Origin of the sequence: Nonomuraea phyllanthi (genome assembly GCF_006334985.2) — a bacterium.
Classification (GTDB): Bacteria; Actinomycetota; Actinomycetes; order Streptosporangiales; family Streptosporangiaceae; genus Nonomuraea; species Nonomuraea phyllanthi.
Map to the genome: position 1 here is coordinate 16,095 of NZ_VDLX02000021.1, position 16,466 is coordinate 32,560.

A 16,466-nucleotide genomic window follows, 5' to 3' on the forward strand; every position below is an offset into this window, starting at 1 on the left:
ATCGCGGTGACAAAGCCACTGACGGGATCTCCGGCCGGAGAGCAGGCACAGACAGAAGAGCAGGCGCTGGCGCGAGCTGAGCGTACCGGCCGGCTCGTGGAGATCGCCTCACTGCGTGGGGAGAGCAGCGAGGTCTTCGCCACTCCCGACGGCACGCTGGAGGCCCGCGAGCATCTGCGTCCGGTGCGGGCGCGGGTGGACGGCCAGTGGCGTCCGATCGACACCACGCTGGCCACGAGCGACGACGGCACGGTGGCGCCGAAGGCGGCCACAGTCGGCCTGCGCTTCTCCGGTGGCGGCGACGCACCGATGGTCCGGATGAGCAGGGCCGGCCGGGAACTGGCGCTGTCCTGGCCGGGCAAGCTGCCCGAGCCTCGGCTGGAGGGGGCCACCGCCGTCTACCCCGACGTGCTGCCCGGGGTCGATCTCCGGCTGGGCGCGCAGGCGGACGGGTTCACCCAGTTGCTGGTGGTCAAGACCCCCGATGCGGCCCGGCAAGCCGGCGAGTTCAGGCTCACGATGGGAACCTCAGGCATCAGCGTGAAGAAGACCGACGCCGGCGGGCTCGCGGCCGTCGACGGTGCGGCGGGAGGCACGATCTTCGAGGCCGCACCTCCGGTCATGTGGGACTCGAAAAAGGACGCCGACGCCAAACACGCCCGGGCAGCCGGCGACGAGGGGACGAATCAGGCTCGCGTCGGCGTCGACCTGATGGACGGCGGGCGCGGGCTGGTGCTGAAGCCGGACGCGGACCTCCTTACCGGAGCGGACACGGTGTACCCGGTGTTCATCGACCCGCAGTGGTACACGCCCAAGGCGACCGCGTGGACGATGGCCTCGAAGCACTGGGCGTCCAGTCCGCAGTGGAAGTTCAACGGCAAGCCCGACGCGGGCATGGGTTATTGCGGCTGGGAGTACTGCAATCCCTACGACGTGAAGCGACTGTTCTACCGCATACCCGTCTCCAGGTTCGCGGGCACCACGGTGCTGGACGCGGACTTCGTCGTGCGCAACACGTGGTCGGCCTCGTGTACCGCCGCGTCCGTGCAACTCTGGCGCACCAAGAGCATTTCCGAGTCCACGACCTGGAACACCCAGAACACATCCGGATTCTGGATCGATCACCTGAAGACGAGGCAGTTCGCCTACGGCTACGAAGGCTGCGCCGCCAGGGATGCCGAGTTCGACGTGGACGCGGTGGTGCAGCAGGCGGCCAACGGCAGGTGGGCCACGATCACGTTCGGTCTGCGGGCACCCGCGGCGGACGAGGACGACCGGTACAGCTGGAAGCGCTTCTCCGACGACGCCTACTTGCGGGTCTCCTACAACCGGGCGCCGGTACAGCCCCGGATGTCGCAGCTGACCATGCAGTACGGCGGTGTCTGCAAGCAGCCGGGTGACGCGCCGTGGGTGCGGTCGCTGGGAATGATCTATGCCAACAACATCACCGATCCCGACGGCGACAACGTGTCGGTGCAGTTCCAGGCCGCCTGGGATGGCGGCACGTGGCAGCCGGCCCGCACCACCGCCAAGCGGTCGGGGTCGGACTTCTCCCTCCGGCTGCCGTCGTCGATCCCGGAGGACAAGGCGGTCCGCTGGTATGTGCGCGTCTACGACGGCGAGCAGTATTCGCCGTGGTCCCACGCGGGAGACGCGACCGCCTGCTACTTCCGCTACGACACCGACGCACCGAAGCCGCCGGCCATCTCCTCCGGCGACTACCCGGAGCAGAACCCCGAGGATCCGAACGACCCCTGGTACGACGGGGTGGGCAAGTACGGCTCGTTCGTCATCGGCGGAAACGACACCCAGACGGCCAAGTACTGGTACGGCATCAACGTGGACCCGTCGTCCAGCAACGCGGTCACGACGACGAACGGCGCGGCCAAGACCATCACCTTCCTGCCGCCGAGGGCGGGCGTGAACACGCTGTACGTGAAGTCCTTCGATGCGGCGGGCAACGCGTCGGCGCCCACCGGCTACCGGTTCCGCGTCAAGGCGGGGCAGCCGGAACGGGCCACCTGGCAGTTCGATGAGAACGCCGGCCAGACGCAGGCGCAGGGCTCCACTCCCCCACGCCCCCTCACCCTCACCGGCGGAACCGTTCTCGGCGCCGAGGGCGTGATCGACACGGCGCTGGCCCTCAACGGCACCGACGCCCAGGCCGCCACCGACCTGTCCGTGGTGGACACCACGCAGAGCTTCTCGGTCTCGGCCTGGGTGAAGCTGGACACGCTGCCTGACCACCCCGCCGTGGTCGCCGCGCAGCTCGGCAACGAGACCGCCGGCTACGAGCTGGCCTACTCCAACACGGACAACCGCTGGGTGTTCGCCAGTTACACCGCCGACAAGGCCGGCGCGAGCGTGGTGCGGGCGATGCCGAGCACCGCCGGCGGAGTCCCTACGGGTGTGTGGACGCATCTGGTGGGGTCCTTCGACGCGACCCTCAACCAGCTGCGGCTGTACGTGGACGGCACCCTCGCCGGGTCGGTGCCGCACGACATCGGGTGGAACGCCGCTCGTGGCATCCGGCTGGGGGCGGGCGCCACCAAGGGCGTGGCGAGGGACTTCCTGCCCGGTTCACTCGACCAGGTGGAGATCTTCGACCGTGCCCTGGCGGACGGCGAGGTGGCCAGTCTCTCCGCCAAGGAGCCGGTGACCAGCGGCAACCGGCCGGCGACCGCCGTCTTCCGCCTCGACGAAGCGGCCGGTGCCACCGAGGTGGCCGGGCATGCCCAGGTGATGCCCGCGGTCTTCCGCGGCGGGGCGGCGGCCGGAGCCGTGGGCGTGAGCGGCAAGGCGCTGTCGCTCGACGGGACGGACGATTACGCGGTCGTCGGCACGCCGCACATCAACACCTTCCGCAGCTTCGCCGTGTCGGTCTGGGCACGGCTGGAAACGAAACCCGGTCACTCGGCCGTGCTGCTCACCCAGCAGGGCCGGCACCGCAGCGGAGTGGAGCTGTTCTACTCCGCGTACCTGGACCGGTGGGTGCTCAACCAGCATGAGTCCGACACGCCGGATGCCGGGCAGGTCCTGGCCGTGCAGTCCGCGGGCGGCCTGCCGCAGGCGGGCGAGTGGGCGCATCTGGTCGGCGTGCACGACACGGTGGCCAACACCCTGACCCTGTACGTGAACGGCGTGAAGGCGGGCCAGGTCGCGCTGAATACCCCGTGGTACGCGGCCGGTGTGTTCCAGGTCGGCGCCGGTCTGTACAACGGCGTCCCCGGCAACTTCTTCCCCGGGCAGATCGACGACATCCGCCTGTTCGACCGGGTGGTCTCCGCCGATGAGGTCAAGCAGTTGTTCAAGCAGCGGCCGGTGGTCGCCGCCCGCTGGCGCTTCACCGAGGCGGAAGGCACACCGCCGGTCACGCGGGACGACTCGACGTCCGGCAATGCGATGACCCTGAACGGCGGAGCGCAGGTGGGGCCGGGCGGGATCGACGGCAGCGTGACGCTGGACGGCGTCGACGACTTCGCCGTCACCGCGAAGAGCCCCGTGGACACCAGCGCCAGTTTCACGATCAGCGCGTGGGCCCAGACGGCGGCCGTCCCCGACCGGCAGGTGACGCTGCTCAGCGTCCCCGGCACGCAGCAGAGCGCCCTGGCGGTGAGATACGTGCCCAGTTCCGATCCGGCCACGGACCCGGGCCGCTGGCGCATCGTCACGGCCGGCAAGGACACCGCCGACGCCACCCTCACCAGCGTCGACAACGGGCAGTTCTTCAGCCCTGCCGACTGGAACCACGTGGCCCTGGTGTACGACGCGTTCGCCGACGAGCTGAGGCTCTACGTGAACGGCAATCTCCAGGACGCCGCCTGCGCCGACGACGGTGGGGAGGACAGCTCGGGCTGCGCCGACCTGGCCTCCTGGAAGGAGAACGTGATGACGTTCAGGTCGGCCCAGCCCATGCAGCTCGGCCGGTTCAGGACCGGCTCGTCCACGTGGGGGGAGCACTGGCCCGGCGCGGTGTCCGACGTATGGGCCTTCCACGGGGCGCTCACCGAACTGCAGATCGCTCACCTGTCCATCGGCATGCCGGGCCTGCCGACCGAAGTCCCCGGGGGAATCGGATGAAGCACTCCTCACTGTTCAGACGGGCCGCGGCGGCGATGTCGGTGGTCGTGGTGACGTCCCTGATCCAGGGCGCCGCGCTGCCGTCCGGCGAACGACGTTCGGCCGAGGCCGAGCGGGACAGGCCGGTGGCGGGCAAGGTGTTACGGGCCAAGCCGCGGCCGGTGCCCAAGGAGCCGGCCACACCGCGGAACCGGCCGCGAAGCGCCTGGCCGCAGGAGAAGAAGGCGCTGGTCACGCCGCCTGCGGCGGGAGCCAGGGCAGCGGCCGCCGCACCGGGAACGCCGCTGACGCTCACCATGAAGGGTACGGCCGCTGTCGGCGAGGTCGAGGTCGCGGTCCTTCCCCGTAAGGCGGCGCTGAAGACCGGCGCCGGCGGGCCGGTGTTCACGCTGCGGTCGACGGCCGGAGCCGAGGGGGCGGTGGGGGCCGGTCTCGACTACTCGGATTTCGCCGGCCTGTACGGCGGCGCGTACGCCTCCAGGTTGACGCTGGTCGAACTGCCCGCCTGCGCGCTGAGCACGCCCGACGCGCCCGAATGCCGTACCGCGACACCGCTGAAGACGGTCAACGACGCCGAGCGGCGGACCCTGTCGGTGGACGAGGTGAAGCTGCGCGGCGGCACGCCCACCGTGCTGGCGGCAGTGGCCGGGACATCGGGCGCTTCGGGCGACTACAAGGCGACGCCACTGTCACCGTCGTCCACCTGGCAGGTCAACCTGAACACCGGCGACTTCGCCTGGTCGTACGGCATCCCGGTGCCCGAGGTGCCGGGCGGACTGGCGCCGGACGTGGAGCTGGGCTACTCCTCCGGCGCGGTGGACGGCCGCACCGCCAACACCAACAATCAGTCGTCCTGGATCGGGGACGGGTTCGACCTGTGGCCCGGCTACATCGAGCGCAGTTACAAGTCGTGCGCGGACGACGGCGTGGAGAACGCCGACGGGATGAAGCCCGGCGACCTGTGCTGGGCGTACGACAACGCGTTCGTCTCGTTCAACGGCCAGGGCGGCGAGCTCGTCCCGGCCGGGGAGAACACCTGGAAGTTCCGGGCGGACGACGGCAGCAAGATCGAGCGGATCCAGGGCGACAACGGCGATGTCCGGGGCAATGGGGCCAGGAAGGACGAGTACTGGCTGATCACCGCTCCCAACGGGGTGAAGTACTACTTCGGCTACAACCGGCTGCCCGGATGGAGTTCGGGCAAGGAGACCACCGATTCGGTGTGGACGGTACCGGTGTTCGGTGACGACACCGGTGAGGACTGCCATGGCGACACCTTCACCGAGTCGTGGTGCCGGCAGGCGTGGCGGTGGAACCTGGACTACGTCGTGGACCCGCGCGGCAACGCGATCGCCTACTTCTACGACAAGGAGACCAACTCCTACGGCCGCAACCTGAAGGCCACCGACAACACCCGCTACGTGCGCGGCGGCACTCTGGACCGCATCGAGTACGGCCTGGACGAAGACGCGATGTACACCACGCCTGCCCTGGCCAAGGTGGACTTCACCAGCGGCGAGCGGTGCCTGCCGGACTCGTTGACCACGTGCGCGTCGATCGAGACCGACGCGGCCTACTGGTACGACACCCCCTGGGACCTGAACTGTGGCGAGGGCGAGGACTGCGACGACGGACGCTTGTCGCCGTCGTTCTTCACCCGCAAGCGGCTGACCTCCATCACGACGTACGCCGGAGGCAGCAAGGTCGACTCGTTCAAGCTGGCGCACCGGTGGGGCCAGGCGGACGTCGACTACCAGTTGCTGCTCGATTCGATCCAGCGGACCGGCCACACCGGGAGCACGGCGATCACCATGCCCAAGGTCACGCTGGCGTACACCCAGCTGGCCAACAGGCTGGACAAGACCGGCGACGGGTACCCGCCGTTCATCAAGAGCCGGCTGTCGTCGGTGGCCGACGAGTACGGCGGCCAGATCGACGCGCAGTACTCGGCCCCGGCGTGCGCCTGGGACAAGCTGCCGACCCCGCACACCAACACCACCCGATGCTTCCCGCAGTTCTACGGCGGCAGCATCACCGACCCTCCCACCCAGCAGTGGTTCAACAAGTACGTGGTGACCTCCGTCACCACGACCGACCGCACCGGCGGCGCACCGGACCAGGTGCTCAGGTACGAATACCTCGGCGACGCGGCCTGGCACTACGACGACGACAACGGGCTGACCGAGGAGAAGCGCAAGACCTGGTCGCAGTGGCGCGGCTACCAGCACGTACGCGTGCTCACCACGGCGTCGCAGACCGACACCTACTTCCTGCGCGGCATGCACGGCGACAAGGCCGCACCCGAAGGCGACGCCACCAAGGACGTCAGCGTGTCGCTGAGCGAGGGTGAGGGACAGCCGATCGTCGACCACGAAGCGCTGGCCGGGGCCACCTACAAGACCGTCCAATTCTCCGGTCCGGGCGGCAAGGTGCTGTCCAAGTCGGTGACCAGGCCATGGCGGCACCAGACCGCGACACGGACGCGGCCATGGGGGACGATCACCGCGAACCTTACCGGCGCCGCCCAGAGCAGGACGTGGACCTCACTGGACGACGGGACGGGAGCCAGATGGCGCACCACCACCGTCAAGAACACCTATGAGACCGTAGCGGGCCGGATCGTCGCCATCGACGACCTCGGCGACGACGCGACGGCCGCGGACGACAAATGCACCCGCACCACCTACGCCACCGACGCCCTCGGCAAGAACCTCACGCTGCCCTCACGGGTGGAGGTCGCGGCCAGGACATGTGCCGCCGCACCCGAGCGGCCAGGCGACGTGATCACCGATGTGCGGACCGCCTATGACGGCGGCACGTACGGCGCGGCCCCGACGGCAGGGGCGGCGACCGCGACGGCCACGCTGAAGGAGTATCAGGACACCACGGCGGTGTATCTGGAGTCCGGGTCGACCTACGACGACTACGGCAGGGTGCTGACCAGCACCGACCTGACCGCGACCGTCAAGATCGCCGCGAATGGGGCGATCACCAGGACCGCCCGCACCGACGGCCGGACCACCACCACGACGCGCACCCCGGCGACGGGGTTCGTCACCACGACGAAGGTGACCGGCCCGCCGGCCGAACCCGGTGACCCGGCGACCGCGCAGACGGCCACCACCACCCACGACGTCACGCGCGGGCAGGTGCTGACGACGACCGACACCAACGGCAAGGTCACCAACCTGGCCTACGACGCCCTCGGGCGGCTCACCAAGGTCTGGCTGCCCGACCGGCTCACCGGGCAGACCCCCACCTACGCGTTCAGCTACCGGATCACGGAAAATGACGCGGTCGCCGTCGGTTCCACCTCGACCGGGCTCAACGGCACCACGCAGACGTCGTACACCCTGTACGACGGGCTGCTACGGCCGCGGCAGGTGCAGGAACCGGGTCCGGACGGCGGCCGCCTGATCACCGACACCTTCTACAACGAGCGGGGTCTCGAGGCGATCGAGTTCACCTCCTACTTCACCACCGGCCTCCCTCGAACCGGGCTGTTCCAGCCCGACGACGCGCTCAGCGTCGAGACGCAGACCCACCACAGCTACGACGGCCTGGGCCGGGAGACCAGGACCGCACTCGTCGCGGGCAACAGCACCGGCGGCAAAACGGTGAGCACCACCACCACGATCTACGGCGGTGACCGGGTGACGGTCATCCCCCCGGCCGGCGCCACCGCCACCACGACGGTCACCGACGCCCGCGGCCGGACCGTGGCGCTCCACCAGCATCACCAGCGCAGCGCCGCCTCGGCCGCCGATATCACCACCTACGCCTACAACCCGGCCGGGAAGCTGAAGAAGATCACTGATCCGGACGGGAACGACTGGATCTACGAATACGACCTCCTGGGCCGCCAGGTGGTGTCTCAGGACCCCGACAAAGGCCGCAGCATCAGCACCTACGACGACAGAGGACAGCTCACCTCGACCCAGGACGCTCGCAAGGCCGTCCTCCAGTACGTCTATGACGGGCTCGGGCGCAAGACCCAGCTGCGCGACAAGTCGGGCACGGTGCTGGCCTCGTGGGAGTACGACACGATCCCCGGGGCCAAGGGGCAACTGGCCAAGTCCATCCGGCACGTGGGCGGACATGCCTACGTGCAGGAGGTGAACACCTATGACCGGCTGTACCGGGTGACCTCCTCCAGCGTGGTCATCCCCGACGCCGAGGGCGCCTTGAAAGGCACGTACACCTTCAAGACCTCCTACGAGGACGCCGGCATGGTCAAGGGCCTCGGGCTTCCGGCAGCCGGGGCGCTTCCGGCGGCCACCGTGGCCTTCGCCTATCAGGACAAGACGCTGTGGCCGGCGGTCGTCAACGGGTTGGGCGTGACGGCCACCACCGGTTACTTCCATACGGGCGACCCGAGCGAGATCGTGATGTCCCGCTCCGGAGGGAAGACCACCACCGTCGGATACAGCTACGAGTGGGGCACCCAGCGGCTCGCGGTCAGCAGCGTGGACACCGAGGACGTGCCCGGCACCGACAGGAGCGCCACCTACCGATACGACGAGGCCGGCAACATCCTGGCGGTGGCGGACGTCTCCCGCGACGGCACCGACACCCAGTGTTTCGCCTACGACTACCTGCGCCGCCTCACGGAGGCGTGGACCCCGGCCACCTGCGCCGGCACCCCTTCGGGTGCCGCGTTGACGGGGCCGGCCGCCTACTGGCACTCCTACACCTACGACAAGGTGGGCAACCGCCACACCGAAACCCAGCACCACCCGTCAGGCGACGCCGCCAAGGACATCACCCGCACCTACACCTACCCAGCCGCTGGAGGCGACCGTCCGCACGCCCTGACCTCGGTCACCGCCGAAGGGCCGTCCGGCACCACCACCGACACCTACGACTACGACGCCGCTGGCAACACCACCAGCCGGCCCGGCCAGGTCCTGGAATGGGACGCGGAGGGCCACCTGGCCAAGGTGGCCGAAGGCGACACGGTCACGGAGTACCTCTACGACGCCGACGGCAGCCGCCTGATCGGCCGCACCCCCACCGGCACCACCCTCTACCTGGGTGGCACGGAGGTGGTTCTGGCCAAGAACTCCACCACCCCCAAAGCCACCCGCTACCTGGACCTGGGCGGCGGCCACCAGGCCGTCCAGAGCGACAACGGCGCGATCACCTTCACCATCGCCGACCACCTTGGCACGGGCCAGATCGCGCTCGACTCCGCCACCCAGAAGCTCAGCCAGCGCCGGATGCTGCCCTTCGGCGGTCCTCGAGGCCCGCAGATCAACGGCTGGCCGGGCACCAGAGGGTTCGTCGGCGGCATCGACGACACCCAGACCACGGGGCTGACCCACCTGGGGGCCCGCGAGTACGACCCCTCCACCGGCCGCTTCATCAGCGTCGACCCGATCCTGGACGTCCAGAACCCGCAGCAATATCAGGGATACGCCTACTCCGGTAACAACCCGATCACCTTCAGCGACCCCACCGGCCTGCTGTTCGACTTCGGATCGTGGTTCGATCGCGCGGTCAAGGGCGCGGCGAGCGCGGCGCGCTCAACCGCCACCACGATCGCCAACCAGAGCGGCTATGTTCCCGGCGGCCAAAAGCCGCACGTCGATCAGGTCAGCGTCCAGGACGCGACCGTCATCGAAGGCGTCCGTATACCCACCAATACGGAACTCGTTTCCATGGCCCCTCATCTTTATAAGGAGGAAACTCCGGAATGGGCCAACCAGCGGCTATGGGCCCGTAGGCAGTGCGCGACGTCAGAGCGGGACGGAGGGCTAGGCGGCTCCAGCTTCTGCAGTCAAGTCCTGCACATGCGATGGAACGAGATGCCCCAGCCTCAGCAAGACCACAACCACTCCCTGTTGAAGGGGATTGTAAAGGCGATCTGGCCGGTGGATGACATCGCGAGTTGCAAGACCGGGAAGGGGAAAAGCTGCGCAGCGACCCTCGTTTCCATTGCCCCCTGGGGCAAGCTGGCCAAAAGGCTTAAGGTCCTTAAAGGCGGCAAGAAGGCCACGGGTGCAAGATCGGCGACGAAATGCGTCAACAGCTTCGCCCCCGACACCCCCGTCTTGATGGCCGACGGCACCCGCGAGGAAATCGAGGACATCGAGGTCGGCGACAAGGTCCTCGCCACCGATCCCGAGACGGGCGAGACAAGTGCCGAAAAGGTCACGGCACTGCACCGCAACCGCGACACCGAACTGGCCGACGTCACCATCAGGACCGCCGGCGGAAAAGCCCTCACGATCCGCACCACCCAGCACCACCCGTTCTGGAACGCCACCTCGAAGAAGTGGGTCGACGCCGCCGACCTACACGCAGGAGAGTCCCTCCAGGCCCCGGGCGGCGACCAGGTGAAGATCGCCGCTGTACGTGTCTTCGACGGCGCCCGCTACATGCACAACCTGACAGTCGGCGACCTCCACACCTACTATGTGGAGGCAGGGGATCAGCCGGTCCTGGTGCACAACTCGGACCGGTGCGACATCTTCTCAGCGCCGTCCATCTCGGTCGACCGGCACGGGCGGCTCACCAACGGGAGGTACACCCTGGACTCCACCGGCATGGATCCCCACATCAACGGCACACCGGGCAAGAGCCAGTTCGGCTTCCACGTCAACTCTGGCAAGGCGGTGCTGGACGCGGCTGCCTACGCCGACCGCTTCGGGCTGTGGGTCGGCCCCAAGGCGAAGGTACCGGTCTCCAACGGCGTGATCGGCTACCTCGGTGACGGCACCCCGACGACCTGGGTCAACGTCTACCGGAACAAGAACGGGTTCATCCACGGCTCACCGGGCAGCCCACGGTGACCGACATCGGCGACCAGGTGCTGAGCGCCGTGTCGAAGGCCGCCGCCTGGGGGCCGGGGGCGGCGCTGAGCACCGCCGCCCTGCTGGCCCCCAGCGGGTCGGTGGACTGGGATGAAAGGGCGGGCGAGTCATGGGTCCGCGCGCTCGACGACGATGAGGTGACGGCGCTGGTGTCGATACGGCTGCCGCTGCTGCTGGCCACGCCCGACCGCCTGGCGGGTGCGGCGCTGCCCGCCGAGGTCGTCGCCGTGGCGGTGGGCGATCTGGACGAGCCGGCGCTGTCGTGCCCGGAGACGGCGCTGGCGGCCGCGTTCGGCGAGGCAGCGGTGGCACGGTTGGACTCGGACGCATTCTCGGCCACCGACCTGTGGTACGTGACGGTCTGAGCGCGGATGTGAGTGCGTCTCTTGCGGTCAGCTTTGATGCGGACGTCGGAGACGCCTACACACCAAGCGTCCTTGGCCGCGCGGCTGCGGTCTTCGGCGCGGGCGCGGCGGTGGCGCAGTTCCAGGTCGGCGAACTGGCCACCAGGGGTGCCGGTGACGGAGCAGTTGAAGCGGTGCCCGTCAAGATCGGTGCAGCGCGGCTGGGCATCGGGGTGCTGGCGTTCCTCATGGACGATGACGCGCATGCCCTTTGGGCCAGCCGGACATGTCCAGCAGGCCGGTGAGCTCGGCAACCCCGGCACCGGGCCACGGTTGGCGGTCGGCGTTGTGAGGTGCCCCTGATCTTCCGGACACGGTGCCAAGTAGGGTGCTGACCGGTCTGGAAAGAAGGGTTCGTGGCGGGGAAGAATTATTCAGAGAAGTTCAAGGAGGAGGTCGTCAAGGCCGTCTTGGACGAGCAGTCGACGATCAGGCAAGCTGCCAAGGATTTCGGTGTATCGCGGGAGACCGTGCGGAACTGGGTAACCAAGGAGAAGCGCCGCCGATCGGGGAACACAAAGCCGGCTCGGGATGCCAGGGAGCGCGAGATGGAACGCCGGATCGCGGAACTTGAGCAGGAGAACACCTTCTTGAAAAAATGCGCCTTCTTTGCGAGGGAGCAGTAGCCGGCGAGAAGTTCTCGCTGATCCACGCAGAGGAGGCTAGCTTCGCCTCCCCATGATGTACCGTCTATCGGGTTTCGAGATCGGGCTATGACGAATGGAGGGATCGGCCGATGTCGGCCGGGAAGTGGCGTCGTGAAGACCTGCGCCAGGTCGGTGACCTTATGCCCCGCCTGGAGCAGATCCAGCACCCCACCTCTACCCAACCCGGGGCGCACCACAATCTCCACCGAACCCAGGGCGATCACAACGTTTCCCTGGCATGCACGCGCCGACTCGTGTGCTGGTCTTCGCCATAAATAGGGGCGCAGCGGTCCCATTCATCTCAGATGCTGCTGCATGGTCTGCGCTTCGGCCCTGGTCAGGGCCGAAGCGCAGAATGGATCCGGCCGGGCGCGCCCTCCTTGACGCCCGGCCGGAGCATTGCCTGGTCGGCCGGCCGTCAGGCGGCCGGGCCGCCAGGAGCGATGATCTGACCCGTGCGCTCGTCGGCCGGCTTGCCGTGCTCACTGATCAGTCGACCTCGCGAATACGTGGCGACAGCGCGTCCCGTCATCTCCTTGCCGTCGTACGGCGTCCAGCCCGCTTTGGAGAACACATCGGCATTGCGCAGCGTCCATCTCGCCGTGGGATCGACGAGCACAAGGTCGGCGTCCGCGCCCGGGGCGATGCGCCCCTTCCGCGGCCACAGGCCGTAGATGCGCGCCGGGGTCTCGCTGTAGAGCCTGGCGATGTCCTCGTAGGCGATCATTCCGCGCGCTGCGGCGCTCAGAAGCACCGCCATGGTGCTGTCCAGCCCGGGCAGTCCGAAGTGAACGTCCCAGATGTCGCCGGAGGTCTTCTGCGCCGCCGTGGATGGAGCGTGGTCGGAGGAGATGTGGGTGAGCCCGCCGTCGCGCAGCAACTCCCACAACGCGGCTTCGTCTGCCTCATGCCTGGCTCGCGCGGGCGGCGTGAATTTACGGAATGCTCCGTGCGCGTGCACCTCGTCCTCTCGCAGCAGCAGGTACTGCGGGCAGGTCTCGGCGTGCAGGCGCGCTCCCCTGCCGCGTTCCGCAGCGATGTACCGGGCGACCTCGGGATGGCTCACGTGCGCGACCACGGCCTGGGCGCCGGTCCGTCTGACCAGCAGCGCGGTCACCGCCGCGGCGACTACTTCGGCGTCGCGGTTGCGCCATGCGGGGATGACGCCGGGGTCGTGGCGTTCGGCCGAGCGCAGCAGCGTTTCAGCGGCGGCGGTGAGCGACTCGTCCTCGGCGTGGATGAGGCTGACGGCACCTGCCTCGGCCGATGCCCGCAGGTGGGCGTGCAGGGCGGCGGCGTCGTGGCCAGGGATGCCGTGGGTCGTGCAGGTGAACACCTTGAAGAAGGCGGCTCCGGCCTGCCGGAGCGCGGCGACCGCGGCGGTGTCGCCCGGCCAGGCGTGCGCCGCCAGCGCGAAGTCCACATTCGACCGTCCCCGAAGGTAGGCCGCCTTTTCTTGCAGATCAGCCACCGTACGCACCGGCCTGCCGTGTGAGTGCTCGATGATCGTGGTGACCCCGGACACCGCGGCGGCTCGGGTCCCGCTCGGGAAATCCTCCCTGTCGGTGCTGCCCGGATCCATGAGGTGCACGTGTGTGTCGACCCCGCCGGGCAACAGGAGCAGCCCGGTGGCGTCGATCGTACGAGCCGCTGAAAGGTCCGCTCCGTCCAGCGTCAGAACGCGTCCATCGCGCACGGCGACGTGGGCCGGTCGGCGGCCCTGGGAGCTCACCACGGTGGCGCCGGTGATGAGGAGATCGATATCAGCCATCAGAGACGAAACCTCTCCACGGCCTCGTCCGACAGTGTGATGCCGAAACCGGGCTTGTCACCGAGTTCCACACGGCCGTCGATCACTTGAAGGGGCTCCGCCATGATGGGCTGCCACCAGGGTTGGTACTCCTGCCAGACGACGTTCGGCAGCCCGGCCGCGAGGTGCAGGCAGTGCTCCATGAACAGGTGCGGTGTCACCGGCAACTCGAAGCTCTCGCACAGGTGGGCTGCCTTCACCAGTTCGGTCATCCCGCCCATGCGCATGAGGTCGGGCATGATGTAGTCGGCACCTCGCCGCTCTGCCAGGGCCAGCAGGTCACCCTTCAGGTAGTTGGACTCGCCCGTGCACAGCGGCATGTCGAGCGCTTGGCGGGCCTCGGCGTACGCCTCAACCTGGGTGTACGGCATCGGCTCCTCCAGCCAGTACAGGTCGTGGGATGCCAGCCGCCTGGCCATGCGCACCGTCTGCTTGAGGTCCCACGCCTGGTTGGCGTCGACCATCAATTTGACGTCGGGGCCGATGGCGTCACGAACGAGGGCGACGCGGGCCACGTCCTCGTCCTCATCAGGCAGCCCCGCACGCATCTTGACCGCGCGGAAGCCCTGGTCGACCAGGTCGCGGGCTTCCTTGGCGAGTTCGTCGCGGGATCTGTCCAGCCACAGTCCCTGACTGGCGTAGACCTCGACGCTGTCGCGGAAGCCACCGAGCAGCCGGTGCACCGGCAGCTCTGCCGCCTGGGCTTTGACGTCCCAGCAGGCGGTGTCGATGGCGGACATGGCCAGCGCGGCGAGGCCGTGCCGGCCGACGAAGCCGACCGCCTTGGACATGCGCGTCCAGAGCTGTTCCGTGGCCGACGCGTCGGCGCCGACCACGAGGTCGCCGAGATCGTCGATCAATCTGACCAGTGCCGCGACCTTCCCCCGTCCGAAAGCGAAACTCCAGGCCACGCCGGTGTGGCCGTCGCCGGTGCGGACGCGCACAAGCGCGGTGTCGATTGCGGGGATGGGGAAGGCCGCGGTGACGAGGGGCCGATCCAGCGGGATCGACAGGAAGTCCGTCTGGACTTCGGTGATGCGGGTGCCGGTTGGCATGATCCTCCTGTCTGGGACGATGGCGGTGCCGGTCAACGGTGGCCCAGCAGGCGGCCCAACAGGCGGACGAAACCCGTCCACATGCGACGGACGATGGACCGGCCCGCCAGGCTGAGCACGTTGATCTCCGCTGCGGCCGGCGAGGGCGGGGTGGTTCGCATGGGAGCGGCGTGGCGGGGGACGGATGCGGCGGGCTCCGAAGCGGGCGCCGAGAGAGCATCCGGATTGGGCGCGACGGTGGCCCCGGCTGTCTGCTCGGCCGCGAGCTTGCCCGCGAGGGCATCGGCGAACTGGTTGATGAGCCTGTTGCTCACCTCGGTCATGACGCCGCGTCCCATCTGCGCAGGACGTCCGGTGATATCGAGCTCGGTGAGCAGGTCCACTCTGGTACGCCCACCATCATCGGCGAGCCGCATGGTGACGTTGGCTCCGGCTGTGCCGTTGCCCCGGGCATCGCGTCCCTTGGCGACCAGCATGGCCACGTGCTTCGCCTCGTCGCGCTGGGTGATCTCAGCCTGTCCCTTGTAGGTGAGGCTCACGGGCCCCACCTTGACCTTGACCCGCCCGGCGAAAATGTCACCGTCGGCAGAGTCGAGCACGGCGCCCGGCATGCACTCGGCCACCCGCCTGATGTCGAGCAGCGTGATCCATGCCTGGTCCAAGGTCAGGGGGACGGTGAAGCTGTTCTCGATGTGCATGATCGTTCACCGGCCTGTTGCCGCAAGGTACCTGTAGGCGAGCAGGACATTCAGCCGGTGCAGCGAATCCATCAACGCGGGGAAGCGATCGGCGCCGGGGATCTCCGAGGGAAGCGTCAGAGGGTCCTTGAGCTCGATCGTGTCCATCATGGTGTCGAGATCCATCCCCTCGGAGCGGTAGCGGTCAACGCTGGCGGCCATGTTCTCGAGGTAAGACAGCATCCAGCTCACGGACGGCTCGGCGTCGCTGAGCGGACCGTGGCCGGGGACGAACCGGTCGAGTTCCAAAGTGGCCTTCATCGCGCGGATCGAGCGGCTGTAGCCGATGGGATCTCCAGCGAGCAACATCGGCGGCATGCCCGCGTGCCGGAGGAAGTTGCCGGCCCACACCACGCGCGCATCCGGAACGTGCACCAGCGTGTCGCCCGAGCCGTTGCCGGTGCCGAAGTGCCACAGGTGCACGACCCGCCCTCCGAGATCGATCTCGCAGAACCGGTCGAAGACGATGTCGGGCTCGCGCCAGGTGACGACTTCCTCCATGCCGGGGTCGCCGTACATGCTCTCGCCACGCAGCTCCTTCTCCTTCTCGAGATCGGTCATCGACGCCTTGTTGAGCCGAGACGAGACGATCGCCACGTCGTCGGGGAAGGCGACGTTGCCGAAGGTGTGATCACCATGAAAGGTGGTGTTCGCGAGATACCGGACCGGCTTGTCGGTGATCTTCTTGACGACCTCCTGGAGGTACTTGCCGACGCCCGGCGTGATGCCGGCGTCCACGACCAAAGCGGCCTTGCTACCGATGATCAGGCCGTTGTTGTCCTTGGGCAGCCGATTGGCCATCAGTCCGTAGACTCCCTTGGCCAGCTCGGTGGGGATCAGCTCGAGCCCTACGGGGCTCAGGTTGGGCGCGAAGAAGCCCTTCTGGCGCTCGGTCATCTCGGGCACGACAGGTGCGGG

The 16,466-nt window shown here is 68.4% G+C and carries 8 protein-coding genes and 1 pseudogene; 4 read left to right on the forward strand and 5 right to left on the reverse strand.

Features of this window, described 5'->3' with window-relative positions:
- Positions 1-96 precede the first annotated feature (96 nt).
- Genes FH608_RS40450 through FH608_RS40460 form a run of 3 tightly spaced genes read left to right on the forward strand, consistent with a single transcriptional unit; the run spans position 97 to position 11,260 of the window.
- On the forward strand, positions 97-4,080 hold the full coding sequence (locus FH608_RS40450) for a LamG-like jellyroll fold domain-containing protein (RefSeq protein WP_226900337.1): 3,984 nt from the start codon (positions 97-99) through the stop codon (positions 4,078-4,080).
- Positions 4,077-10,874: a polymorphic toxin-type HINT domain-containing protein gene (locus FH608_RS40455; RefSeq protein WP_139635722.1), complete on the forward strand. Its 6,798-nt coding sequence runs from the start codon at positions 4,077-4,079 to the stop codon at positions 10,872-10,874. The genes FH608_RS40450 and FH608_RS40455 overlap by 4 nt, the downstream gene beginning before the upstream one ends.
- A complete protein-coding gene (locus FH608_RS40460) occupies positions 10,871-11,260 on the forward strand; it encodes a hypothetical protein (protein ID WP_139635723.1) in 390 nt (129 codons plus the stop codon). Before FH608_RS40455 ends, FH608_RS40460 begins: the two co-directional genes overlap by 4 nt.
- Positions 11,261-11,328: 68 nt before the next feature.
- On the opposite strand, the pseudogene FH608_RS53305 reads toward FH608_RS40460, so the two are convergent.
- A pseudogene (locus FH608_RS53305) lies at positions 11,329-11,590 on the reverse strand (IS1380 family transposase); the annotation flags it as partial.
- Positions 11,591-11,655: 65 nt separating this feature from the next.
- On the opposite strand from FH608_RS53305, the gene FH608_RS40470 reads away from it, so the two are divergent.
- Positions 11,656-11,925 carry a transposase gene (locus FH608_RS40470; RefSeq protein WP_139635725.1) on the forward strand — a complete coding sequence of 90 codons (270 nt, stop codon included), beginning with the start codon at positions 11,656-11,658 and terminating at the stop codon, positions 11,923-11,925.
- A gap of 439 nt (positions 11,926-12,364) precedes the next feature.
- Here FH608_RS40470 and FH608_RS40475 read toward each other — a convergent pair whose 3' ends face one another.
- Genes FH608_RS40475 through FH608_RS40490 form a run of 4 tightly spaced genes read right to left on the reverse strand, consistent with a single transcriptional unit; the run spans position 12,365 to position 16,445 of the window.
- Positions 12,365-13,717, reverse strand: a complete 1,353-nt coding sequence (locus tag FH608_RS40475) for a dihydroorotase (RefSeq protein WP_139635726.1) — start codon at positions 13,715-13,717, stop codon at positions 12,365-12,367.
- Positions 13,717-14,811: a mandelate racemase/muconate lactonizing enzyme family protein gene (locus FH608_RS40480; RefSeq protein ID WP_139635727.1), complete on the reverse strand. Its 1,095-nt coding sequence runs from the start codon at positions 14,809-14,811 to the stop codon at positions 13,717-13,719. Before FH608_RS40480 ends, FH608_RS40475 begins: the two co-directional genes overlap by 1 nt.
- 32 nt (positions 14,812-14,843) lie before the next feature.
- Positions 14,844-15,509, reverse strand: a complete 666-nt coding sequence (locus FH608_RS40485; RefSeq protein WP_139635728.1) for an SRPBCC family protein — start codon at positions 15,507-15,509, stop codon at positions 14,844-14,846.
- 6 nt (positions 15,510-15,515) lie between these two features.
- Positions 15,516-16,445, reverse strand: coding sequence for an MBL fold metallo-hydrolase (locus FH608_RS40490; RefSeq protein WP_226900338.1), 930 nt, complete (start codon positions 16,443-16,445; stop codon positions 15,516-15,518).
- Positions 16,446-16,466: the final 21 nt, after the last annotated feature.

Bases quoted from the DNA above. Each gene is read 5' to 3' on its own strand.
- FH608_RS40455 (WP_139635722.1), top strand. From the start codon at position 4,077: ATGAAGCACTCCTCACTGTTCAGACGGGCCGCGGCGGCGATGTCGGTG.
- FH608_RS40475 (WP_139635726.1), bottom strand. From the start codon at position 13,717: ATGGCTGATATCGATCTCCTCATCACCGGCGCCACCGTGGTGAGCTCC.
- FH608_RS40480 (WP_139635727.1), bottom strand. From the start codon at position 14,811: ATGCCAACCGGCACCCGCATCACCGAAGTCCAGACGGACTTCCTGTCG.
- FH608_RS40485 (WP_139635728.1), bottom strand. From the start codon at position 15,509: ATGCACATCGAGAACAGCTTCACCGTCCCCCTGACCTTGGACCAGGCA.
- FH608_RS40490 (WP_226900338.1), bottom strand. From the start codon at position 16,445: ATGACCGAGCGCCAGAAGGGCTTCTTCGCGCCCAACCTGAGCCCCGTA.